A 22,565-nucleotide genomic window follows, 5' to 3' on the forward strand; every position below is an offset into this window, starting at 1 on the left:
ACCATGAACTGAATCTGTCCCTTGGCGGCGTGCCCCTTGCCCACGACCACCCCCTTGATCTGGGTGGGGGTGTATTCGAAGATCGGCACCTCCGCCAGCGCCGCGGCGCACAGAATGACGCCGCGCGCCTGCCCCAGCTTGATCGCCGCCACCGGATCCTTGTGCACGAACACCTTTTCGATGGCCAGCGCGTCGGGCCGATACTGGGCGATCAGCTCGTTCATGCTGTTGAAGATGCGCTTGAGCCGCTCCGGCGGCGTGTACTTCTCCACCCGGATCACGCCGCTGAAGACATAGCGGCTGCACGGGCCGGCAATGTCCACAATGCCCACGCCGGTCTTGCGCGAGCCGGGATCGATGCCCAGTATGCGCTGCGCCTTCAGGCGATCTTCTCCATCACGTCGTCGGGAATGTCCACGTTGGAGTAGACCCGCTGCACATCGTCCAGGTCCTCCAGCGCGTCGATCAGCGCCATCACTTTCTGTGCCTGCTCCGGATCGGTGATCTCCGCCTTGACGTCCGCCTCCATGGAAATGTCGGCGTGGGCCGGTTTGAAGCCGGCCGCCTCCAGCGCGGTGAGCACGTCCATGTAGTCCTCGGGCGTGGTGATCACATCGGCGCTGCCGTCATCATTGATGATCACATCCTCGGCGCCGGCCTCGATGGCTGCCTCCATCAGGGCGTCCTCGTCCACGCCCGGCTCGAAGGAGATGATGCCCTGACGCTTGAACAGATAGGCCACCGAACCGTCGGTGCCCAGGTTGCCGCCGCGCTTGCTGAAGGCATGACGCACCTCGGAGACGGTGCGCTGACGGTTGTCGGTGAGGCAGTCCACCATGATGGCCACGCCACCGGGACCATAGCCCTCGTAGCGCACCTCCTCGTAGTTGTCCGCCTCATCCTGACCGGCACCGCGGGCGATGGCCTTCTCGATGGTGTCCTTCTTCATGTTGTTGCGCAGCGCCTTGTCCACGGCGGCGCGCAGACGCGGATTGTCCTCGATGACCGGGCCGCCCATCCTCGCGGCCACCACCAGCTCGCGGATCAGCTTGGTGAAGATCTTGCCCCGCTTGGCGTCCTGTGCCGCCTTGCGGTGTTTGATATTGGCCCATTTACTGTGTCCAGCCATAGCCTCTTCCTTCTATTCAGGCCCGCAGGGGCCGGTTTTACCTGATCAGTCCCGCCTGACGGGAAAATGCCAGCATGCGCTCAATGGGGCGCACCGCCCGCTCGCGCACCGCAGGATCCACATGAACTTCCGGCGCCATGTTCTCCAGCGCATCGCGCAGGTTCACCAGCGAATTCATCGCCATCCACGGGCAGTGGGCGCAGCTCTGGCACTGACGCTCGCGGCTGCCCGTGGGCGCGGCGATCAGCTCCTTCTCCGGCGCCAGCTGCTGCATCTTGTAGAAGATGCCGTAATCGGTGGCGACGATGAAGCGCCGGTCCGGCAGGGTCTGCACCGCGTTGATCAGCACTTTGGTGGAGCCGACCACATCGGCCATTTCCACCACATTCTCCGGCGACTCCGGATGCACCAGCACCCTGGCATCCGGATAGCGCTGACGCAGCTTTTCCAGCTCGAAGGCCATGAACTCGTCATGGACGATGCAGTGACCCGGCCACAGGGTCATCTCCACGCCGGTCTCCCGCTCGATCCAGCGCCCCAGATGGCGGTCCGGCGCCCACAGAATCTTCTCGCCCCGCTCGGCCAGATGGCGGGCAATATGCAGCGCGTTGCCGGAGGTCACCGTCCAGTCGGCCAGCGCCTTCACCTCGGCGCTGGTGTTGGCATAGACCACCACCGTGTGATCGGGATGAGCAGCGATAAATTCGGCAAAAGCCTCCGGCGGACAGCTCACATCCAGCGAGCAGGTGGCCTCCAGCGTGGGCATGAGCACCGTCTTTTCCGGGCTGAGCAGCTTGGCCGTCTCACCCATGAAACGCACGCCGCACACCACCAGCGTCTCCGCCTCGCTGCGGGCGCCGAAGCTGGCCATCTCCAGCGAGTCGGCCACGATGCCGCCGGTCTCCTCCGCCAGCCGCTGCAGGGCGTCGTCCACATAATAGTGCGCCACCAGCACGGCATTGCGCGTTTTCAACAGTGCGCGAATCTCCTCCTCCAGCGCCGCCTTCTCGGCACGGCTGAGCATGGGCGCGGGCGAGGCCTGCGCCACCAGCCGGTCGATGCGCGCCTGCAGCTCAGGCGCCAGCTGAGTCGTTTCACTCATCCGTTGGCCGTCTGTCGAAAACGCAGCCCCAGCTCGCGCAGCTGGGCGGGATCCACCTCGCCCGGTGCTTCGGTGAGCAGACAGGCCGCGGACTGGGTTTTCGGGAAGGCGATCACGTCCCGTATGGTGTCACAGCCGGCCATCAGCATCACCAGCCGGTCCAGCCCGAAGGCCATGCCGGCGTGGGGCGGCGCGCCATACTTGAGCGCTTCGAGGAAGAAACCGAACTTCTCCTGCGCCTCCTCGTCGCTGATGCCGAGAATGCGGAACACGGCCGCCTGCATGCGGGTGTCGTGGATACGCACGGACCCGCCGCCCACCTCGATGCCGTTGATCACCAGATCATAGGCGCGCGAGAGCAGCTGATGACATTCCTCCTGCGCCATCTGCTCCAGCTCCTCGGTGGTGGCCTTGGGCTGGGTGAACGGGTGGTGGATGGCGGTCATGCGCGCGGTTTTCTCATCCTCCTCGAACATGGGGAAGTCCACGATCCACACCGGCGCCCAGTCACCCTCGATCATGCCCAGATCCTCGCCCAGCTTCACCCGCAGCGCGCCGAGGGATTCGTTGACCACCCTCGCCTTATCGGCACCGAAGAAGACGATGTCGCCATCCTGCGCACCGACCCGCTCCATGATCTGCATCACCTGGTCCGGGAAGAACTTGACGATTGGCGACTGCAGTCCGTCCACGCCCTGTGACAAATCATTCACCTTGATCCATGCCAGCCCCTTGGCGCCGTAGATGCCGACGAACTTCGTATATTCGTCGATCTCCTTGCGGGTCAGCTTCGCACCGCCGGGCACGCGCAGCGCCGCCACCCGCCCCTTCGGATCCTTCGCCGGGCCGGCGAACACCTTGAAGTCGATATCCTGCAACAGGTCGGCCACATCCACCAGCTGCAGCGGAATGCGCAGATCGGGTCGATCCACGCCGTATTTCTCCATCGCCTCCGCATAGGTCATGCGCGGAAAATCGCCGTTGAATTCGACGTCGATGGCCTCCTTGAAAATATGCTTGGTCAGTCCTTCCATCAGCTGCATCACCCCTTCCTCGGTGAGGAAGCTGGTTTCGATGTCCAGCTGAGTGAACTCCGGCTGACGGTCGGCACGCAGATCCTCGTCCCGGAAACAGCGGGTGATCTGGAAATAGCGGTCGAAGCCGGACATCATCAGCAGCTGCTTGAACAGCTGGGGCGACTGGGGCAGCGCGAAGAACTTGTGCGGATGGGTGCGGCTCGGCACCAGATAGTCGCGCGCGCCTTCCGGCGTGGACTTGGTCAGCATGGGCGTTTCGATTTCCATGAAGCCGTTGTCGTCCAGGTAGTTGCGCATGGCGCGCGTCACCCGGTAGCGCAGCTTCAGGTTCCGCTGCATGGCGTCCCGGCGCAGGTCGATGTAGCGGTACTTCAGGCGAACGTCCTCGCCGACGCGCTCCTCGTCCAGCTGGAAGGGAATCGGCTCGGCCATGCTGAGCAGCTGAAGATCCTTCGCCAGAATCTCGATCCGACCGGTGGCCAGATTGGGGTTGACCGTGCCTTCCGGACGGGCGCGCACCCGTCCGGTGACCTGAATGACGCACTCGTTGCGCAGGTGCTCGGCCGTGGCGAAAGCCTCTGGCGTGTCCGGGTCCACCACCACCTGCACCACGCCGCTGCTGTCGCGCAGGTCGATGAAGATCACCCCGCCATGGTCGCGGCGGCGCGCCACCCACCCGGCAACGGTTACGGTTTCATCCATCAGGGATTCGGTCACTGTGCCGCAGTAGTGACTGCGGTAGGCGTGCATGTCGCTCATTGCTTGTCTTGCTCCGTCTTGTCTGCGCCCGCCGCGTCATCGGCGGGCTGTTTGGGCAGGGGCGGCACCACCACCCCGCCGGAAATCACCATTTTCAATGCGTCGTCCACCCCCATGTCCAGCTCGATGATGTCATCGCGGCTGGCGATGATGAAGAACCCGGAGGTGGGGTTGGGAGTGGTGGGCACGAACAGGTTGACCACATTGTCCATGCCGGTCTTCATCTGCGCCTCCCCCACGGTGCGGCTGGTCTGAAACCCCAGCGTCCACAGCCCCCGGCGGGGATACTCCAGCAGATAGACCTTCTGAAAGCTCTTCTCGCCGCTGCCGAACACCGCCTCGGTCAGCTGCTTGACCGCCGAATAGATGCCGCTGACCAGGGGGATGCGCGCCAGAATGCGCTCCCACAGCGCCATGAGCCGGTTGCCGAGAAAATTGGCCACCAGCATGCCCGTCAGCAGAATCAGGACGGTAGAGACGATGATGCCGAAGCCGGGCACATGAAAGCCGAGCCAGTACTCGGGCCGCCAGTGAGGCGGCAGCAGCAGCAGACTCTTGTCAAACAGGTTGACCAGAAAGATCAGCGCCGCCACGGTGACGCCCAGCGGCAGCCATACCAGCAGTCCTGCGATCAGATAACGCTTCAGCGCCTTCATAGCGTCTGCCACTTGCCCGAACAAACGCACATTATAACAGCCGCTTCAACCGCGGCCGGATACGAAAAGGGCGGCCTGCGCCGCCCTTTTCATCCCATTGGTGTCGGCGCTCAACCGCCGGCTTCCATTCTGCGCTGAGCCGCCTCCAGATCGGGCACGGTAAATCCTTCCTCTATGGCCCGCGCCTTGCAGTAGTCCACGGCAAATTCCAGCAGCTCGCCCACGGCGCGGTTGCGGAATTTGTGCTTCTGGCGCACGTGGGAGAAGGGGCGCGTCAACGGCGGGTTGAGCGGAATGGCCTTGAGGGTGCCCAGCTCCAGCTCCTTGCGCAGGGTGGTGCGGGAGACGATGGCCACGCCGATGCCCGCCTCGATGGCCATCTTGATCGCCTCGGGGCTGCCCAGCTCCAGCACCACGTCCAGATCGCTATAGCTGAGGCCCTGCTCTTTCAGATACTGGTCGATCACCGCCCGGGTGCCGGACCCTTCCTCCCGGGTGATATATTCGTAGCGGCGGATTTCCTCGATGGAGACCTCCTTGCGGGTGGCCAGCGGATGATCCACAGGCACGGCCAGCACCATCTCGTCGATGCGGCACACCTCCACTTCCAGGTTCTTGTTGTAGACCGGCGCCTCCACCAGCCCCAGGTCGATCAGATTGTTCTCCACCATGGAGACGATAGCGTCGGTATTGCCCACCTGCAGGCGGATGTTCACCTCCGGGAAATTCTCCTTGAACGCCCCCAGCAGGCGCGGCAGCATGTATTCGGCAATGGTGGTGGAGGCACCGATTAGCAGCGAGCCGGACACCTCGCCGGTGATCTCGCGCACGTCGTTGTGCATGCGCTCGTAGAGTTCGAGGATCTGCTCGGCGTAGTTGTAGACGATGCGCCCGGCTTCGGTGAGGGAGATCTTGTTGTGGGTGCGGTCGAACAGGCGGGTGTTGAACTGTTCTTCCAGCTGCTTGATCTGAAAGGTGACCGCGGGCTGGGTCATGTGGAGGGTTTCGGCCGCCTTGGTGAAACTGAGCACCTTGGCAACCGTGTGAAAGACCTGTAAGCGGCGATCAGCCATAGCCATAGTAGAGAACGCTCCCGGCGTGTGGTTCAGAAAAATCCAACAGGATTTGCAGATATAAGATCAAATGCTAACGCCATAAAAAACCTTTTGCAAGGCGCACACTGGCTCAGCGGCGCGCCAACTGTTTTTCGAGGGCTTCGATGCGTTTCTGCAACTGCTCCACTTCCTTCAGCAGCGCCTCCTCCATTCTGCGCCGCGCCGCGTCCTGCCGCTGCTCCATCTCGGCCAGATGGGCGATCAACTGCTCCAGATGAGCCACCTCGCGCTTTTCCTGCTCCGCCAGCCGGTCACCGTTCTGACGCACCTGACGCAGGATGTCCCGTTCCACCTTCTGTTCCTCATCACTGACGAGGAAGGCGGCGATGTTCGCGGTCACCAGCGAGAAGATCACCACACCGAACAGGATCATCAGGCTGCCGAACAGACGCCCCTCCTCGGTCTGAGGCACCACATCACCATACCCCACGGTGGTGATGGTCACCAGCGCCCACCACAGCCCGTCACCGAAATCCCGATCTTCCAGATAGGCGAACATGGCGCCGGCGAAGACCACCAGCAGCGCCGCCAGACCGAGGATCTGTCCAAAATGATTGCGGCGCAGAATCTCCAGCGCCGTTGGAAAAAAGTGCACGGTGAAGCGCAGAATCAGCAGCAGACGCAGCGACTGGAACACGAAGGCATACTGCTCGCTCCAGGGCGTCCACGGAAAGGCCAGCAGCACGATCAGCGCGTTCATCCAGTTGTAGCGCACATAGCGGAAGCGCCGATCCACCAGCGCCAGCGAGCCGAAGAACTCCACCGCGAACACGGCCCAGATGATCAGGTCCACCCAGTAACCGCCGATGTCCTGCTCGAACAGCGCCATGAACACCTGAATGAACACCAGCGCCAGTGCGAACAGCACGGCGGTCTCCATCAGCTCGCCGAAGCGGCGCGCCTTCGGGTTTTCCGAAGCCGGCACCCCGCCCACGCCCAGCAGGGCGCGCACATTGATATGACGTGCCAGTGCCGCCGCCCGGTTTTCCCTGCCTTCGATCATGCTCACGCCCAGCGCCCTCTCAGTGCCAGATCCGTCAGCAGCGCCCGTGCCGGCGACAATGTCCGACCCGCCGTCAGCACCGCCTGCCGCAGCGGTCGCTTCCACGGCAGGCTGTGGTCGAACAGACCATCGAAGCCGTCCATGGCGCGCTGCACCAGCAGGTTGTCCCCATAACGCCGGCGCTGATAGCGCTGCAACGCGCCCGTGTGCGCCCAGTCTGCCTCAGTGTCTGTACCGATCTCCTCCGCCAGCACCGCCACATCCAGCAGGCCCAGATTGACCCCCTGCCCGGCCTGCGGATGCACCGTATGGGCGGCATCACCGACCAGCGCCACCCGCCCCTGCACATAACGCCGGGCGTGCCGGCGCACCAGCGGGAAACCGGCCCGCTCGCCCACTTCGACGATACGGCCCAGCCGGGCACCGCTGGCGGCCTCCAGCCGGGCACGGAACACCTCATCCGGCAGCGCGAGCGTCTCCTCCAGCCGATTCAGCGGCACATACCACGCCAGCGACGACCAGCCTTCGCCCATGGCAAGGAAGGCCACGGGGCCGTCCGCCGTATAGCGCTGCCAGCAGGCGTTTTCATGGGGCTTTTCCGTGCGCACGCAGCCCACGATGGCCGCCTGGCCGTATTCATGGCTGTCCAGCGGAATGCCCGCAAGGCGGCGGGTGAGAGAGTGGGCGCCGTCCGCCCCCACGATCAGCCGGGCCTCGAGCGACTCGCCGTTTTCCAGCGTCACCGTTCCCGCCTCGGCATCCAGCGCCGCGAGGCCGCTCTCCCTTACCGTGACCGTTTCGGGCAGCGCCTGCCACAGGGCCGACTGAACCACGGCATTGGGCACCACCCAGCCCAGCGCCTCCGCCCCGACTTCGGCGGCACGGAAGACCACCTCGCCGGAAACATCGTCGCTCCACACATGCATGGCGTCGAATGGCTGTGCCCAGGGAGTGAGCGCTTCCCACGCCCCCAGCGCTTCCAGCAGCCGACGGGAGGCCAGCGTGAGCGCGCTTGCGCGGGTCTGGCAGCACGGCTGCCCTTCCAGCGGCGCCGGGGGACGCTTTTCCAGCAGCGTCACCTTCAGACCCTGACGACCGAGGGCGCAGGCCGCCGCCGCGCCCACCATGCCGCCGCCCACAATGACGATGTCGCTGCGCATCATGTCCGTTCTCCCATGAAAAAGCCCGCCAGACGCCGTTTGAGCGGTGCAGCCAGCTGCAGCCCCAGCAGACCGGCGCCCCGCAGGTGCCCCGCCAGCGGCTGGGGCAGCTGAAACAGGGCGATCAGGCTGTCTGTCGCACCCATCACGGCCCGATGATCCTGCCGGCGCCGCTGTTCGTAGTCGCTCAGCCAGGCCGGATCTTCCAAGGCGTCCTCCAGCGCCAGTCCGTCCAGATAATCGGCCACGTCTCGCAGCCCCAGGTTCAGCCCCTGCGCCGCCACCGGATGCTGCGTGTGCGAAGCGTTGCCCAGCAGCGCCACGCGTCCTTCGGCCACCCGCTGCACATAGCTCTCCTTCAGCGGGTAGCGCAGCCGGGGCGAAGTGGCGGCAAATCCGCCGAAACGGGGACCCATCTTCGCCTCGAAGGCTGCCAGCCAACCGCTGTCGTCCAGCCCCATGATCCGGTCAATCTCCCGGTCCGGCACCACCATCACCGCCTTGTGCTGCCGGGTGCGCCAGGGCAGCAGGGCTACCGGCCCGTCCGGGGTGAAACGCTCGAACGCCCAGCCGTCATGCGGGTGGTGCGTCTCCACCTGGGCGATCACCGCCCAGGCACCGTAGTCCTTCTCCTCCAGTGGCCACCCCAGCACCTCACGCACGCGGGAACGGGTGCCGTCGGCGCCCACCAGCAGCCGGCCATGCGCCTGTGCTTCCGCCTCTCCGCCCTGAAAGCGCACCTCCACGCCTTCCGCCGTCTGCCGGAAGTCCGTCAGGCGGGCGGGCTGCCGCAGGGTGATGTTCGGCGTCTCCTGCACCAGCCGTTGCAATGTCAGCCCCAGATCCCGCCCGAGCACGCTCCAGCCCAGTGCGTCCACACCCTGCTCCCCGGCATGGAGCGTCACCACGCCGAAATGACCCCGTTGACTCACATGCACATGCTCGATGGCGGTCAGCTGCGGCGCCAGCGCCTCCCACGCGCCCACCCGCTGCAACACCGCCCGGCTGGCCCGATTGAGCGCCAGCATGCGTCCATCAAAGCTCTCGCCGCCCTGCTCCGGCGGTGCCTGCTCCAGCACCAGCACGCTGCGACCCTGCCGCGCCGCGCCCAGCGCGAGCGTCAGCCCCACCGGGCCACCACCGCTAATGATCAGGTCATAACGCTCAGCCATGCATGAACGCCTCGATCTCTTCCGGCGTACGCGGCAGGCCCTCGGTCAGCACCTCACAGCCCGCTTCGCTCACCAGCACGTCATCCTCAATGCGGATGCCGATGCCACGCCAGTGGGCCGGCACCGTGTCATCATCCGGCGCCACATAGAGTCCCGGCTCCACCGTCATCACCATGCCCGGCTCAAGCGGTCGCCACCGCCCGTCCACCCGGTAGGCGCCCACATCGTGCACGTCCAGTCCCAGCCAGTGGCCGGTCTTGTGCATGTAGAAGCGCTCGTAGGCCTTCTGTTCGATGAGGCTGTCCACCTCCCCCTGCAGCAGCCCCAGCGCCACCAGCCCTTCGGTGAGCACCCGCACCGCCGTCTCGTGGGGCACGTTCCAGCCCACACCGGGCGCAACCGCCTTGATGGCGGCCCACTGGGCGGCGAGCACCACCTCATACAGTTCCCGCTGTGGCGTGGTGAACCGCCCGCGCGCCGGGAAGGTGGTGGTGATGTCGCCGGCGTAGAAATGCCTTTCCGCCCCGGCGTCCACCAACAGCAGGCCTGCCGGATCGATGGGGGCGTTGTTTTCCGTGTAATGCAGCACACAGGCGTTGGCGCCGCTGGCGACGATGGGATTGAAGGCGGGACGCTCGGCACCGGCCTCGGCCATGGCGCACCAGAGCGCCGTCTCCACCTCCCGCTCGGTGGCGGCGGTCAGGGCGCGCCGCATGGCGGCCTGATGGCCGAGAACGGAAATCCGCGCCGCCTCGCGCATGTGCGCCAGCTCCCACGGCTGCTTGATCAGCCGCATCTCGTGGAGCAGGGTGTCCAGATCGCGCACGGCCACCGGAGCACTGACGCCGTCGCGCACATGGCGCTTGAGCCGTCCGATCAGCGGAGACAGCTGCGGGAACCAGTCACCCGCGTCGGAAAAGCTCACCCACAGGGTCTCGACCCCCTTGAGCAGCTCGCCCAGCTTCTCGTCACGGCTGCCGATCTCGTCGGCACCGTCCATACCCAGTGCCTCAGGCGCCGCTTCCACCCCCAGACGACGACCGGTCCAGATCTCCGCCTTGGGATCGCGCGGGCGCACGAACACATGCTGATGCCGTTCACCGTCGGCACGGTGAATCAGCACCAGCAGCGCCTCAGGCTCGGCAAAGCCGGTCAGATACCAGAAATCGCTGTGGGGCCGGAAGGGGTAGTCCACATCCCGGTTGCGGAACTGCTCCCGGCCTGAGAAGACCAGCGCAGCGCTGCCCGGTGGCAGCCGCTCCAGCAGACGGCGGCGGTTATCGGCAAAGGGCTGCATCACTGCACCGTCCTGTGGGTGGGCTCAGGCATGATGTCCTCGGCCCGGCGGGGCGGAGTGGGATGGTAGTGCTCGTAGACGGTGATGGCACCGATGCGCAGAAACTCGATGATCTCCTCCAGTTGCGCGGCCAGCCCCGCGTCCTCCTGATCGCGCAGGGACTCCAGATCCATGGCGGCCACGTCCATCACCACCTCCAGATACTCCCGCACCTCATCACGGGGCGGCTTGCCGTCGGCGCGCACCAGGCCGAAACCGTAGACGAACCCTTCGCACCAGTCCCGTACCGCGCGCGCCCGCTCATACAGCGGAGCCTCGTCATCGGGCAGGCACAGCTTGAGAGCGAAGTCCTCGCTGGTCAGCCCCTTGAGGGTCTCGCCATAGAGGCTGTAGAGGGTTTCCACGAAGCTTTCCCGCACGCTTGTGGCTTCCAGCTCCCGGAGCAGGCCGGTGATGAAGTCGCTCACGCTCAGATTCTCGCCACCGGCCAGCTCGCCGGTGAGCATGCCGTGCACGAAGCTGGCCGATTCCAGCTGTGGCCAGTCCCGAATGGCCGTTTCCAGTTGCTTGCAGAGGGTGTCCACTTTTCCTTCGACCTTGTGTATGATTTGTGAAATGTTATCACACGACAGGACCGGCCCATGGCGCGCAACGTGCTCAAAATCGAACTGCTCGGCCACCCCTTCTCCATTCCCGTCGAACCGGAAGACGAAGCCCGCCTGATCGAGGCGGTCACACTGGTGGAAAAGCGCCTGGGCGAGGCGAAAAGCCGCTCCAACGAAGTCAAGGCCCTGTCGGTGGCCATCAACCTCGCCTACGACTACCTGCTGCTGCTGGAAAAGAGCCGTCACACCGCCCGTCAGGTGGACAGGGCACTGGAAGACGCCATGCAGCAGCTGGCCATGGATCTGGACATGCCCACCGGTGAAAATTGACCTGTCCGCGGCTTTGAATGGCCACCGCCCATCCCTATAATGAAAGGCGTAGCGCAGGTTCGTCCTCTGCCTAGTGCCCCTGTGCCGATGACTTCAAATCTCGGGGTCAGACGCGCTGGTGGTGAGCCGCCCGCATCTGTCCGGGCAGCCTAAGCCAGTGGCCGAGACCGCCACCTGAACCTCAGGGTTCAGGGACCAAGGCACGGCGAACCTGCCTCTTTTTCTCCTTCCGGAACATCCCATGTCTTCACTGCGCCAATCGCTCCGTCAGGCCCGCAAAGCCCTCACTCCACAGCAACAGCGTGCCCATGCCAGAGCGGCCACCACACACCTGTTGCGCAGTCCGTGGCTGCAACGCCCGCTGCATCTTGCCGTCTTTCTCAGCGCCGATGGCGAGCTGGATACCCGACCGCTGATCGAAGCCCTGTGGCAGCGGGGCCTGCACACCCTCTACCTGCCGGTGCTGGAGCACGCCCTGCCCCATGCCATGCTGTTCGCCCCCTACACGCCGCAGACGGTGCTGGTGCCCAACCGCTACGGCATTCCGGAGCCGGCGGAGGGACCACGGCTGCCCGGCTGCCGGCTGGACGCCGCGCTCGTGCCGCTGGTGGGCTTTGATGCGTCCGGAAACCGTCTGGGCATGGGCGGCGGCTTCTACGACCGGGCTTTTTCCTGCCGCCTGCGGCACGGGCAGAACGGCATCCGGCAAAAATGGGGGAGACCCCGTCTGATCGGCTGGGCGCACGCCCTCCAGCAGGTGGAGCGGCTGCCGGCGCAGCCGTGGGACGTACCGCTGGATGCGGTGGTGACCGAAAAAGGGGTGATGACCTTTCGCCGCTGAACCTGCGGAGACGACGGACGCTGTGCTCTGCAATTGTCAGCGGCCCCCTTCAGGCCGACTCTCAATGGCCGCGCCCGCCAACAGCCCATGCCCGGCGAAAGGGATATGCCGGCAAACCCTCTGAAACCCGCACGATGCGGCATCTCGAACCGATGCTAGTGTGGTTGGCCGATCTTTTGCTGTGATCACAAAGCCGACCCCAAAACTGAAGTGAAAGCAGGATCGCGCGCCGATGTGCGTCAACATGCCTCCATGCCCAGCTCAGTCGGTAGGCTTGAGAAAGAGGCGATAGCCCGGATTGTCCTGCTCGCTGACAAAGGGGTAGCCGAGACTTTCCAGATACATCTCGAAGTCCTGCCGCTGCGCCGGCGGCACCTGCACGCCCACCAGCACCCGCCCGTAGGCGGCCCCGTGGTTGCGGTAGTGGAACAGGCTGATGTTCCATTCGTCCGACATGTGCTGCAGGAACTGCAGCAGCGCACCGGGCCGCTCCGGAAACTCGAAGCGGTAGACCACTTCGTGCTCTACGCCATGGGCGTGGCCGCCCACCATGTGGCGCAGGTGCAGCTTGGCCAGCTCGTTGTCGGACATGTCCACCACCGGATAGCCTTGCCCGCGCAGCAGCTCGACGATCTCCTCCCGCTCCTCCGGACCACGGTCGATGCGCACGCCCACGAAGACCACCGCCTGACGGGGATCGGCGTAGCGATAGTTGAACTCGGTGATCATGCGCCGTGGCCCCAGCAGCTCGCAGAAGCGCTTGAAGCTGCCCGGCCGCTCGTCGATGGTGACGGCGAAGATGGCCTCGCGCCCCTCGCCCAGCTCGGTGCGCTCGGAAATGTGGCGCAGGCGATCGAAGTTCATGTTGGCACCGCTGACGATGGCCGTCAGGTTCCTACCGGTGACCGCCTGCTGCTGTACCCACTTCTTCATGCCGGCCACGGCCAGCGCACCGGCCGGCTCGGCGATGGCGCGGGTGTCCTCGAAGATGTCCTTGATGGCGGCGCAGATCTCGTCCGTGGTGACGGTGACCATCTCGTCCACGAACTGCTGCGCCATGCGGAAGGGAATCTCCCCCACCCGCGCCACGGCCACCCCGTCGGCAAACAGCCCCACCTGATCCAGCGTCACCCGCTCACCCGCCTTCAGCGCCTCGGTCAGGCAGGCGGCATCCTCCGGCTCGACCCCGATGATGCGCGTCTGCGGACGCACCTGCTTGAGCACCGCCGCCACCCCGGCGATGAGCCCACCCCCGCCCACCGGCACGAATACCGCATCCAGCCGCTGGCCGCTCTGGCGCAGCAGCTCCAGCGCAATGGTGCCCTGCCCGGCGATCACATCCATGTCGTCATAGGGGTGAATGAAGGTGTAGCCGTTGTCCTCGGCCAGCTGACGGGCGTGGGCGGCGGCCTCGTCATAGGTGTCCCCGGCCAGCACCACCTGTCCGCCCAGACGACGTACCGCCTCCACCTTGATCGGCGGCGTGGTGCGCGGCATGACGATGGTGGCCGGCATGCCCATGCGGCTGGCCGACAGCGCCACCCCCTGGGCGTGGTTGCCGGCCGAGGCGGCGATGACGCCCGCCTCTTTCTGCGCCGGCGTCAGATGGGCCAGTTTGTTGTAGGCCCCGCGCAGCTTGAAGCTGAACACCGGCTGCAGATCCTCCCGTTTGAGGCAGACCGTGTTGTCCAGCCGGGCCGACAGCAGCGGCGCCGCCTCCAGCGGCGTCTCCTCCGCCACGTCATACACGGGGGCGGACAGCACCCGACGCAAGAGCTCCTGAGGCATGAACACATCTCCACAAGTCAATGACGGCATTTTACTGCATGGGCGAAGACCCACCGCTTCAACCAACCGCCATGCCCCTCAATACTCTCTCAACACTATTTCAAGCCTTGCTCAAGACTTACCGTCAGAGTGACTCCCTACAATGCGCACCACTGCAACAGAGGAGATGCCCCATGCGACCCACGCTCATCGCCCTGGCCGTGATGGCCGCCCTGCCGGCTCAGGCCGCCACCCTCTCCCCTGTGGAGGTGTCCGATGCCGCTACACTGGAACAGGAATCCCTTCAGCCTGACATGCTCACCCGCACCGCACGCGGAGACACCGGCGACCGCCTGCGCCAGATCAACGGTGTGGACGGCAGCCGCATGGGCGGTCACGGCATCGACCCGGTCATCCGTGGCCAGAAGGAAGCGCGCGTGCGCGTGGTGCTGGACGGGGCCGAGATCGCCCCGGGCTGCCCCAACCGCATGGACCCGGCCACTGTCTATGGCGATGTGGAGAGTTTCGATGAGATCACCGTCCGCTTTGGTACGCCCACACTGACCGAGCCGGTGGACAACGCCTCCGGCGGCACCCTTGCCCTGCGGCGCAGACTGCCGGTGAAATCCGGTGTGCACGGTCGCGTCAGCGCGGAAAAATCCAGTCTGATCGACTACGGCCTGAGTGCCGATCTCTCCGCTGCGGGCGAGAAGGCCGCCGTGCGCGTATTCGGCAACCGCACCGAAGCGCAGAACTATGAAGACGGCAATGGAGACACGGTCAAAGCCCGCTACAGCCATCTGGGATATGGCGCACTGGCCGGCTTCCAGCTGGCCGGCGGCACCCTGCGTCTGTCGGCCGAACGCAGTCGCACGGAAGACGCTCTCTATCCTGGCGCCAAGATGGATTCTCCCTACACCGAAGGCAACATCGTGCGGCTGGGCTACAACCGCCCATTGCAGAGCACGCTGGCGCAGCAGGTGGACGCCGGCCTCTACCGCAGCACTGTGGACCATCTGATGGACAATTACAGCCTGCGTCCCAACAGCGGCATGAAGCTCCGCACTCCGACGGACACGGAAACCGTCGGCGGCCATGTGAAACTGACCAGCCAGCTGGGTACCACCCGGCTGACCTGGGGCTGGGACGCCCGCTACGAGAACAAGAGCGCCACCTTGGAAAACGGCATGACCGGCGCCGCCCTTTCCTACATGTGGCCGGACACCCGCATTGAACGCAACAGCCTGTTCGCCGAAGCGGCCCATGCCGCACTGGGCGGCACCCTGACGCTGGGGGCCCGCATGGACCACATCGACAGCGACGCCCGCAAGGCGGACATGGCGGCAGCCGGCGGCACGCCCCGTTCACTGTATGACGCCACCTACAGCACACCAGCGAAGATCCGCCACAGCGACACCCTGTGGAACCTGCTGGGACGCTGGCATCGTCCACTGGGCAGCGGGCGCATCGAGCTTGGACTGGCGCGCACCCAGCGGGCACCCGATGCCACCGAGCGGTACATGGCCAAGAGCGCCGGCGCCAATTCCTGGGTGGGCAACCCCAATCTGAAGGCGGAAACCCACACCCAGCTGGACATCGCCCTTGCCGGACCCGGCCTCAGGGGCTGGTGGCAGCTGCGTGCCTGGGCGGACTGGGTCAGCGACTACATTCTCAAGGACCAGGCGCAGAACCAGCCGGCTGCGGTCAAAGTGGCCGACACCCGCATCATCTATGTCAACCGTGACGCCGAACTGCGCGGCGTGGATCTGACCGTCAGCTGGGCGCTGCCGGCGCGCACCCTGCTGAGCGCATCCGCCAGCTACACCTACGGCTACAACACCGCCGACCACCGCAACCTGGCCGGCATCCCGCCGCTCAACGGCTTCGTCACCCTGGCACAGCGCCACGGCACGCTTCGCTATGGCGCCCGCTGGAACTGGGCGGTGGACAAGTCCGACATCGACCCGCTCTCGCCGGACGAGGTGGGCAGGACACCGGGCTGGAACACCCTGGACCTGTTCGCCGACTGGCGGGTGCGCCGCAACCTGACTGTCAGCGCCGGCGTGGACAATGTGTTCGACCACGCCTACGCGGACTACCTCAACCGCCGCACCGATCCGACCCAGGGCACCAGCTGGCAGGTCAATGAACCGGGACGCAGCTTCTACGCTAAAATCACCGCAACCTTCTGAGGGCCGCCCCGATGCGCAAACCCGTTCTCGCGCTGATCATCGTGCTCGCCGCCGCCGTGGCGGCGGGGCTGTTCGCCTGGCAGAAACTTCATACCGACAGCACGCTGACGGCCCGACCCACCGGCGGAGACTTCACCCTGCAGTCCAGCAAGGGACCGGTCAGTCTGCATGATTTCCGCGGCAAGGTGGTGCTGCTCTACTTCGGCTACACCTACTGCCCCGACATCTGCCCCACCTCGCTGGGCAACCTTTCCGCCGCCTGGCGCATGCTGCCGCCGGACCTCCGCGATCAGGTGCAGATTCTGTTCGTCTCCGTGGACCCGAAGCGGGATACGCCCGAACGGCTGCAGCAGTATGCCGATTTCTTCAATGCCCGCATCATCGGCCTGACCGCCGACAAGGCCACGATCGATGACGTGGTGCGCCGCTACGGCGCCGTCTACAAGATCGTGCCGGTCAAGGAGAGCCGCGTCGGCTATCTGGTGGATCATTCCGCCTTTGCCTATGTGATCGACCGAAACGGCCGGCTGGTCACCCAGATCCCTCACGGCACGCCGCCGAAGGAGATCGTCCGGACCCTCATACCCCTGCTAACCCCCAACAAGGAGGACACACCATGAAGAAGACCTTTGCCGCCCTGGCGCTGAGCGCCGCCGCTTGGTTTCCCGCAACCTGGGCGGCCGATGCCGATCAGGTTCAGGTCATTGACCCCTATGCGCGCGCCGTGCCACCCACTGCACCGGCCTCGGCCGCCTTCATGACCCTGCGCAACCGCGGGGATCACCCCACGGCGCTGGTGGGCGCAGAGAGCGATGTGGCGGAGATCACCGAACTGCACACCCATGTGCATGAAAACGGCATGATGAAAATGCGCCCGGTGGCGCGCATTCCGGTACCGGCCAAAGGAAAGACGCAACTGAAACCGGGCGGCTACCACATCATGCTCATCCGCTTGAAGCACCCGCTCAAGCCGGGCGACAAGGTGCACCTGACCCTGCGTTTTGCCGACGGTTCCACCAGAGCGGTCACCGCTCCGGTCAGACCCATCAATGGCATGGGCGGCATGGGCCACATGCATCACGGCAACATGCATCACGCCCACTGAAAGGGGGGTCTCCCCCATTTTTGCAGGCTGGCCGCACAACCGCGCCGTACGCCACCATGAAAAAACCCGCCCTGCAAGCCTGCAGGCGGGTTTTTTCGTTGTGGAGACGGGGTCTCCCCCAATTTTGCCAGCTCGCGCGTCAGCGCGGCCGCAGACGCGCGAATTTTTCCATGCTAACGGTGCATGAAGGCCACCAGCAGGGCGATGTTGGCCAGCAGCATCAGCCAGAAGCCCCATTTGTAGAACGCCAGCGGATTGCGCTCCAGCAGCGGCGCACGGCTGTCGAAGTGGGGTTTGACCTTGTCGGGATGGGTCAGGTCGAACAGCATTTCGGAATAGTGACCGTAGCGGCGCTCCGGGTCCACCTCGATGGCCTTCATGATCACCGCCTCCAGCCAGGCCGGCACATTGCGGTTGAAGGCACGCACCGGCTTGGGACGTTTGAAGGTGGGCGTCTGGAAGGGCTCCACCTCACCATAGGGCAGCTGGCGCGTGAGCGCCTCGTAAAGCACCACGCCGGTGGCGAAGATTTCGGTGGATTCGGAAATGGGCGCGCCCTCGAAGCGCTCCGGCGCCAGATAGGAGGGCGTGCCGGCTCGGCTGATGGTGGAGAACACCTCCACGATGGAGCCGAAGTCGATCAGCTTGTATTCCCGCCCCTTCGGGCCGTCCACCAGCAGGATGTTCTCCGGCTTGAGATCCCCATGCACCAAATCCCGCCCGAGCAGGAACTGCTCCGCCCTGAGCAGGAAGCATCCCAGCGCAATGGCGTCATCCACCTTGAGCGGCTTCTGTTTTGTATCCAGTCGGTAGCGCAGCGACGGCGCATGGATGTATTCCATCACGTAGTAACGGGCCGTGCGCCCTTCCGGAATCCACGCCTTGGGGAAAAAACGTCCCTCAATGCGGTTGGCATTCCACGCCTCATGCACGAAGGCGTCCAGAATGCGCTCATCCCGGCGCGCTTCCACCGGCGCAAACTTGAGCACGCACTGTCGGCCGTTCTTGTCCGCCAGCCAGGTGCGGTCGTTCTGGATCAGCGAACGGATCAGCCGGTAGCCGTCGATGATGTCATCGGGCGCGAGCTTCTCTGGAATGGCCAGATCCTGCTGCTTGAGCTGCTGCACCGGATGGATCTCCTGCACCTGACAGGTGACCACCGTGGTGTCATCCGGCAGGCGGCCTTCGGCCTTCTGCTCGGCCGCCCGCAGCAGCGCGCCCGCACCGGCATGCACCCACTGCGCCATCTCCTCCGGCGACAGTACCGCAGTCAGGCCGTCGGAACACAGCAGCAGCCGATCCCCCGGCAACAGCGTCTCGGTGAAGAAAAAGGGCTCCACCGTCTCCTGCGCCCCCAGCGCCTGGGTCAGCACGTGTTCCATGCCGGGCTGATCGGACACATGGGCGCGGGAAAGCTGGATCAGACTGTTGTCCCGGATCAGATAGACCGGGCTGTCACCCACATTGACCCCACAGAGCTGATCCCCCTCCACCACCACCATCGCCAAGGTGGAAAGAAACTCCGGATGCTCGTAATCCTCCATGCCGGCCCGATAGAGAATGCGGTTGATGTTCTCCACCGCCACCGCCATGGTCTTGCACAGGCTCCATGCCTGAGGACGGCGCTGAAAGGTCTCCTTGAGATAATTGACCGCGCGCCGGGCCGCACGCCGCCCTGCCCGGGCCGAGCCCACGCCGTCGCAGACAATGCCCATGCAGGTGGTGCCGAAGTGGCCGACGAAATGGGCATCATCCCCTTCCTGCTTGCCGTGGGCCACCGCCGTGGCCTGGGTGTACTGATAGGGTCCCTGCTGCATGGTTTTCATCCCCTCAAGAAAAATGCCCCTTGCGGGGCATTGTGACACGCCTGTTCATGAAAAAGCGTACAGACGATCAGATCTTGCCGCCGGCATGCACACCCCAGGTGGTGCGCCAGCGGGTCTTGACCAGGCTGATGCCGATGATGGCCACCGCCACCACACCGGCAAAGATGAAGAAGCCGGCCGCATAGTCCCCGAAAGTGGCCTGCGACCAGCCCAGCGTCTTGACCAGCGCCGTGCCGCCCAGCCCGCCGGCGGCGCCCACGATACCGGTCATGATGCCCATGTCCTTGCCGAAGCGCTGTGGCACCAGCTGGAACACCGCGCCATTGGCCATGCCCAGATTGGCCATGGTCAGGAACAGCACCACGATGGCCAGATAGAAGTTGTGCACGAACGCCGCGTTGAACACCGCCAGCGCCAGTACTGCGCCGAAGAAGATGTACAGGGAACGCACGCCACCCATCTTGTCCGCAATGGCACCGCCTACCGGACGCAGCACCGCACCGGCGAAGATGCATAGGGCGCCGAAATAGCCTGCCACCACCTTCACGTTCTCCTCATTGATCCACGCCGTGCCGAAGGCGGCCATCTCATCCGGATAGGTGTTCATCAGATACACCTTCATGTAGCTGGCGAAGCCCACGAAGCCACCAAAACTGACCGCGTAGAAACCGGCAAACCACCAGGTGTCTTTGTCCTTGAGCAGCGCCAGATAGTCACGCAGCTTCTTGGGTCGGGGCTGATACACCTCCGGCGGTGCGTCCTTCGCCATCAGCGTGTAGGCGATGAACACCACCAGCGACAGCAACCCGCCGATGAGGAACACCGCCGGCCAGCCCCACAGTTCGGCGATCTTGGGCGCGAACAGGAAATCGATGACCACACCGATGTTGCCCGCACCGGCCAGACCCAGCACCACCCCCTGCAGGTGTGGCGGATACCACTGACCCGCCTGCGGCAGCGCCACGGCGAAGGAGGCACCGGCCAGACCCAGCGCCAGCGCCACCACCAGCAGCTCATGGTAGGTGATGGTCTCGGCCTTGAACCAGGTGTAGAACAGTGCCGAAATGACGATGCCCTGAGCAATCAGCGCCGTCTTCTTGGCGCCGATGCGGTCGACAGAGAAGCCCAGCACGATGCGCAGCAGCGCGCCAGAGAGAATCGGCAACGCCAGCAGAGTGGCGATCTGATTGGCATCCATGCCGATGCCCAGATGGGCCTTCATGGACTCGTTGATCTCCGGCGCCAGCGGCCCCAGCATGGTCCAGACCATGAAGCTGAAGTCGAAATAGAGAAAGGCCGCCAACAGCGTGGGCCAGTGGCCTTCATGCTTGAGTGCTTTCAGGTTCATCCATGCGCTCCTGTCAGTTCAGATACCGCCCCGCAACAAGAACATTCTGTTCCATATGATAAATTGCCCTTTCATTTCAACAACTAACATGATTCATGGATTCATTAATGACTGAAATCAGTCCAAAAAGGCACCATTTTTGTGCATCAATGCGCACATGTATCGTGCAACCCATGCACCACCGGTGCCCAAAAACCGCCTTCAGCTTCATTACACCAAGCACAAGTTAGTGATTTTAAAGGTCAATTACACAAGGGACCGATGATTGCTTTCCACAACCTGAAAATCAATCTGAGCCAAACAAATCTCATGCGCAAAAAACTTGTACAGATCGGCGCCGGCATGGCCGGCATGCGCTTTCTGGAACGACTGATCGAACAGGCGCCGGAACAATATGACATCGAAGTCTTCGGCAAGGAGCCGTGGGGCGGCTACAACCGCATCATGCTCTCCCCCGTGCTGGCGGGAGAAAAGCAGCTGCCGGAGATCATGACCCACCCGCCCGCCTGGTTCGAGGAACACCACATCACCTTTCATCCGGGCGTTGAAGTCACCGCCATCGACCGGGACAGAAAGGTGGTGCGCGCCGCCGACGGCAGCGAGACACCCTATGATGTGCTGATCATCGCCACCGGCTCCAACCCGTTCATCATTCCGGTGCCCGGGCATGACCTGCCCGGCGTGGTCAGCTTCCGCGACATCCGCGATGTGGACATCATGATCGAGGCGGCGGGCAAACACCCCCGCGCCGCCGTCATCGGCGGCGGCCTGCTGGGGCTGGAGGCAGCCTATGGCCTGATCAGACGGGGCATGGACGTGACCGTGGTCCACCTGATGGACATTCTGCTGGAGCGCCAGCTGGACCGCACCGCCGCCGAGCTGCTGCGCCGCGATCTGGAAGCCAAGGGCTTCAGGTTCGCCATGCCGAAACAGACCACCCGCATCGTGGGTGAGGACCGGGTGGAGGCCATCGAGTTCGCCGACGGCGAGCGGCTGCCGGCAGATCTGGTGGTCATGGCCGTGGGCATCCGCCCCAACACGGCGCTGGGCGAGCAGGCCGGCCTGACCGTCAACCGCGGCATTGTGGTGGATGATCAGATGCGCACCTCCGACCCGAACATCTACGCCGTGGGCGAGTGCGTCGAGTTCGCCGGCCAGACCTTCGGACTGGTGGCGCCGCTGTATGAGCAGGCCGAAGTACTTGCCAGCGTCCTTGCCGGCGAGGATGCGCACTATCGCATCAGCGAGACGGCCACCATGCTCAAGGTCACCGGCATCGACCTGTTCTCCGCCGGCGACTATCTGGGTGAAGCCGAAGGCAGTGAAGTCATACAATGGCATGATCATCAACAGGGCCATTACCGCAAGCTGGTGCTGAAGGATGGACGCATCAGCGGCAGCGTCATGTATGGCGACACCCATGATAGCCATTTCATCTTTGACCTGATCAAGTCCGGACGGGATGTGAGCCACTGCCGGCCCAACATCCTGTTCGGCCAGGGCTACTGCGACATGTGAACCGTTTTTGAAAAAGAGAGGAACCCCGATGAGCGCACGCAAACAAACGATTGTGGTGGTCGGCAACGGCATGGTCGGCCACAACTTTGTGGAAAAGCTGGTGGACGCCGGCCTGCTGGAGCACTACGAGGTGCATGTGTTCGGCGAAGAACCGCGCCCGGCCTACGACCGCGTCTATCTGTCCAGCTATTTCTCCGGCAAGACGGCCGAGGATCTGTCGCTGGTGCCGCCCGGCTACTATGAGGAACACGGCATTCACGCCTACCTGGGCGACCCCGTGGTGGATGTGGACCGCCGCAAGAAGATCGTCTATTCCGAAAAGGGACGCGAGGTCCACTACGACAAGCTGGTGATGGCCACCGGCTCCGTGCCCTTTGTGCCCCCCATCGAGGGCAACGACCGGGAGGACTGCCTGGTCTACCGCACCATCGAAGACCTGGAGATGATTGAAGCCAAGGCCAAGGTGTCCAAGACCGGTGTCGTAGTCGGCGGCGGCCTGCTGGGGCTGGAAGCGGCCAAGGCGCTGGCCGATCTGGGGCTGGAAACCCATGTAGTGGAGTTCGCCCCGCGCCTGATGCCGGTGCAGCTGGATGATGCCGGTGC

21 protein-coding genes are annotated in these 22,565 nt (G+C 64.5%); 7 read left to right on the forward strand and 14 right to left on the reverse strand.

Annotated elements, in window-relative coordinates; all coding sequences use genetic code 11:
• The 11 genes from ruvC to F8K16_RS04560 all read right to left on the reverse strand — a co-directional run.
• The coding region (gene ruvC / locus F8K16_RS04510; protein ID WP_294947540.1) for a crossover junction endodeoxyribonuclease RuvC at positions 1-332 on the reverse strand (332 nt) is incomplete at its 3' end.
• A 47-nt stretch (positions 333-379) separates the two neighbouring features.
• On the reverse strand, positions 380-1,129 hold the full coding sequence (locus F8K16_RS04515; RefSeq protein WP_294947544.1) for a YebC/PmpR family DNA-binding transcriptional regulator: 750 nt from the start codon (positions 1,127-1,129) through the stop codon (positions 380-382).
• 37 nt (positions 1,130-1,166) lie between these two features.
• Entirely contained in the window at positions 1,167-2,231 is a 1,065-nt protein-coding gene (nadA, locus tag F8K16_RS04520; protein ID WP_294947546.1) for a quinolinate synthase NadA, read from the reverse strand.
• Entirely contained in the window at positions 2,228-4,027 is a 1,800-nt protein-coding gene (aspS, locus tag F8K16_RS04525; protein WP_294947549.1) for an aspartate--tRNA ligase, read from the reverse strand. The genes nadA and aspS overlap by 4 nt, the downstream gene beginning before the upstream one ends.
• Positions 4,024-4,683, reverse strand: coding sequence for a DUF502 domain-containing protein (locus F8K16_RS04530; RefSeq protein WP_294947553.1), 660 nt, complete (start codon positions 4,681-4,683; stop codon positions 4,024-4,026). Before F8K16_RS04530 ends, aspS begins: the two co-directional genes overlap by 4 nt.
• Positions 4,684-4,793: 110 nt before the next feature.
• A complete protein-coding gene (locus F8K16_RS04535) occupies positions 4,794-5,756 on the reverse strand; it encodes a selenium metabolism-associated LysR family transcriptional regulator (RefSeq protein ID WP_294947595.1) in 963 nt (320 codons plus the stop codon).
• Between the two features lie 112 nt (positions 5,757-5,868).
• Positions 5,869-6,801, reverse strand: coding sequence for an ion channel (locus F8K16_RS04540; protein ID WP_294947598.1), 933 nt, complete (start codon positions 6,799-6,801; stop codon positions 5,869-5,871).
• Positions 6,802-6,803: 2 nt separating this feature from the next.
• Positions 6,804-7,964, reverse strand: coding sequence for an FAD-dependent oxidoreductase (locus F8K16_RS04545; RefSeq protein ID WP_294947556.1), 1,161 nt, complete (start codon positions 7,962-7,964; stop codon positions 6,804-6,806).
• A complete protein-coding gene (locus F8K16_RS04550) occupies positions 7,961-9,133 on the reverse strand; it encodes an FAD-dependent monooxygenase (protein ID WP_294947558.1) in 1,173 nt (390 codons plus the stop codon). The genes F8K16_RS04545 and F8K16_RS04550 overlap by 4 nt, the downstream gene beginning before the upstream one ends.
• On the reverse strand, positions 9,126-10,430 hold the full coding sequence (locus tag F8K16_RS04555; RefSeq protein ID WP_294947561.1) for an aminopeptidase P N-terminal domain-containing protein: 1,305 nt from the start codon (positions 10,428-10,430) through the stop codon (positions 9,126-9,128). The genes F8K16_RS04550 and F8K16_RS04555 overlap by 8 nt, the downstream gene beginning before the upstream one ends.
• Positions 10,430-11,014, reverse strand: coding sequence for a UPF0149 family protein (locus tag F8K16_RS04560; RefSeq protein ID WP_294947564.1), 585 nt, complete (start codon positions 11,012-11,014; stop codon positions 10,430-10,432). Before F8K16_RS04560 ends, F8K16_RS04555 begins: the two co-directional genes overlap by 1 nt.
• A gap of 57 nt (positions 11,015-11,071) precedes the next feature.
• On the opposite strand from F8K16_RS04560, the gene F8K16_RS04565 reads away from it, so the two are divergent.
• Positions 11,072-11,365, forward strand: a complete 294-nt coding sequence (locus F8K16_RS04565; protein ID WP_294947567.1) for a cell division protein ZapA — start codon at positions 11,072-11,074, stop codon at positions 11,363-11,365.
• Positions 11,366-11,606: 241 nt separating this feature from the next.
• On the forward strand, positions 11,607-12,206 hold the full coding sequence (locus tag F8K16_RS04570) for a 5-formyltetrahydrofolate cyclo-ligase (RefSeq protein ID WP_294947570.1): 600 nt from the start codon (positions 11,607-11,609) through the stop codon (positions 12,204-12,206).
• Between the two features lie 261 nt (positions 12,207-12,467).
• On the opposite strand, the gene ilvA is transcribed toward F8K16_RS04570, so the two are convergent.
• Entirely contained in the window at positions 12,468-13,994 is a 1,527-nt protein-coding gene (ilvA, locus tag F8K16_RS04575; RefSeq protein ID WP_294947573.1) for a threonine ammonia-lyase, biosynthetic, read from the reverse strand.
• A 173-nt stretch (positions 13,995-14,167) separates the two neighbouring features.
• Between ilvA and F8K16_RS04580 the strand changes: the two genes are divergently transcribed.
• The 3 genes from F8K16_RS04580 to F8K16_RS04590 are packed head-to-tail and all read left to right on the forward strand — an operon-like array spanning position 14,168 to position 17,270.
• The gene (locus tag F8K16_RS04580; protein ID WP_294947576.1) at positions 14,168-16,165 is read left to right on the forward strand and encodes a TonB-dependent receptor; all 1,998 of its coding nucleotides are present in this window, start codon (positions 14,168-14,170) and stop codon (positions 16,163-16,165) included.
• Positions 16,166-16,176: 11 nt separating this feature from the next.
• Positions 16,177-16,785, forward strand: coding sequence for an SCO family protein (locus F8K16_RS04585; RefSeq protein ID WP_294947579.1), 609 nt, complete (start codon positions 16,177-16,179; stop codon positions 16,783-16,785).
• A complete protein-coding gene (locus F8K16_RS04590; protein ID WP_294947581.1) occupies positions 16,782-17,270 on the forward strand; it encodes a copper chaperone PCu(A)C in 489 nt (162 codons plus the stop codon). The genes F8K16_RS04585 and F8K16_RS04590 overlap by 4 nt, the downstream gene beginning before the upstream one ends.
• A 173-nt stretch (positions 17,271-17,443) precedes the next feature.
• Here the strand turns inward: F8K16_RS04590 and F8K16_RS04595 are convergent, their stop codons facing one another.
• Both F8K16_RS04595 and F8K16_RS04600 read right to left on the reverse strand, forming a co-directional pair.
• The gene (locus F8K16_RS04595; protein WP_294947584.1) at positions 17,444-19,087 is read right to left on the reverse strand and encodes a bifunctional protein-serine/threonine kinase/phosphatase; all 1,644 of its coding nucleotides are present in this window, start codon (positions 19,085-19,087) and stop codon (positions 17,444-17,446) included.
• A gap of 76 nt (positions 19,088-19,163) precedes the next feature.
• The gene (locus tag F8K16_RS04600; RefSeq protein ID WP_294947587.1) at positions 19,164-20,444 is read right to left on the reverse strand and encodes a nitrate/nitrite transporter; all 1,281 of its coding nucleotides are present in this window, start codon (positions 20,442-20,444) and stop codon (positions 19,164-19,166) included.
• Positions 20,445-20,753: 309 nt separating this feature from the next.
• Here F8K16_RS04600 and F8K16_RS04605 point away from each other — a divergent pair, with 309 nt between their 5' ends.
• Positions 20,754-21,962, forward strand: coding sequence for an FAD-dependent oxidoreductase (locus F8K16_RS04605; protein WP_294947590.1), 1,209 nt, complete (start codon positions 20,754-20,756; stop codon positions 21,960-21,962).
• 28 nt (positions 21,963-21,990) lie between these two features.
• The coding region (locus F8K16_RS04610; protein ID WP_294947593.1) for an FAD-dependent oxidoreductase at positions 21,991-22,565 on the forward strand (575 nt) is incomplete at its 3' end.

Origin of the sequence: Sulfurivirga sp., assembly GCF_015490265.1 — a bacterium.
Classification (GTDB): Bacteria; Pseudomonadota; Gammaproteobacteria; order Thiomicrospirales; family Thiomicrospiraceae; genus Sulfurivirga.

What these genes read in the sequence shown, in the direction of transcription:
- F8K16_RS04515 (WP_294947544.1), bottom strand. Translation starts at nt 1,129, where the DNA reads ATGGCTGGACACAGTAAATGGGCCAATATCAAACACCGCAAGGCGGCA.
- nadA (WP_294947546.1), bottom strand. Translation starts at nt 2,231, where the DNA reads ATGAGTGAAACGACTCAGCTGGCGCCTGAGCTGCAGGCGCGCATCGAC.
- aspS (WP_294947549.1), bottom strand. Translation starts at nt 4,027, where the DNA reads ATGAGCGACATGCACGCCTACCGCAGTCACTACTGCGGCACAGTGACC.
- F8K16_RS04530 (WP_294947553.1), bottom strand. Translation starts at nt 4,683, where the DNA reads ATGAAGGCGCTGAAGCGTTATCTGATCGCAGGACTGCTGGTATGGCTG.
- F8K16_RS04535 (WP_294947595.1), bottom strand. Translation starts at nt 5,756, where the DNA reads ATGGCTGATCGCCGCTTACAGGTCTTTCACACGGTTGCCAAGGTGCTC.
- F8K16_RS04540 (WP_294947598.1), bottom strand. Translation starts at nt 6,801, where the DNA reads ATGATCGAAGGCAGGGAAAACCGGGCGGCGGCACTGGCACGTCATATC.
- F8K16_RS04545 (WP_294947556.1), bottom strand. Translation starts at nt 7,964, where the DNA reads ATGATGCGCAGCGACATCGTCATTGTGGGCGGCGGCATGGTGGGCGCG.
- F8K16_RS04550 (WP_294947558.1), bottom strand. Translation starts at nt 9,133, where the DNA reads ATGGCTGAGCGTTATGACCTGATCATTAGCGGTGGTGGCCCGGTGGGG.
- F8K16_RS04555 (WP_294947561.1), bottom strand. Translation starts at nt 10,430, where the DNA reads ATGCAGCCCTTTGCCGATAACCGCCGCCGTCTGCTGGAGCGGCTGCCA.
- F8K16_RS04565 (WP_294947567.1), top strand. Translation starts at nt 11,072, where the DNA reads ATGGCGCGCAACGTGCTCAAAATCGAACTGCTCGGCCACCCCTTCTCC.
- F8K16_RS04570 (WP_294947570.1), top strand. Translation starts at nt 11,607, where the DNA reads ATGTCTTCACTGCGCCAATCGCTCCGTCAGGCCCGCAAAGCCCTCACT.
- ilvA (WP_294947573.1), bottom strand. Translation starts at nt 13,994, where the DNA reads ATGCCTCAGGAGCTCTTGCGTCGGGTGCTGTCCGCCCCCGTGTATGAC.
- F8K16_RS04580 (WP_294947576.1), top strand. Translation starts at nt 14,168, where the DNA reads ATGCGACCCACGCTCATCGCCCTGGCCGTGATGGCCGCCCTGCCGGCT.
- F8K16_RS04585 (WP_294947579.1), top strand. Translation starts at nt 16,177, where the DNA reads ATGCGCAAACCCGTTCTCGCGCTGATCATCGTGCTCGCCGCCGCCGTG.
- F8K16_RS04590 (WP_294947581.1), top strand. Translation starts at nt 16,782, where the DNA reads ATGAAGAAGACCTTTGCCGCCCTGGCGCTGAGCGCCGCCGCTTGGTTT.
- F8K16_RS04595 (WP_294947584.1), bottom strand. Translation starts at nt 19,087, where the DNA reads ATGCAGCAGGGACCCTATCAGTACACCCAGGCCACGGCGGTGGCCCAC.
- F8K16_RS04600 (WP_294947587.1), bottom strand. Translation starts at nt 20,444, where the DNA reads ATGAACCTGAAAGCACTCAAGCATGAAGGCCACTGGCCCACGCTGTTG.
- F8K16_RS04605 (WP_294947590.1), top strand. Translation starts at nt 20,754, where the DNA reads ATGCGCAAAAAACTTGTACAGATCGGCGCCGGCATGGCCGGCATGCGC.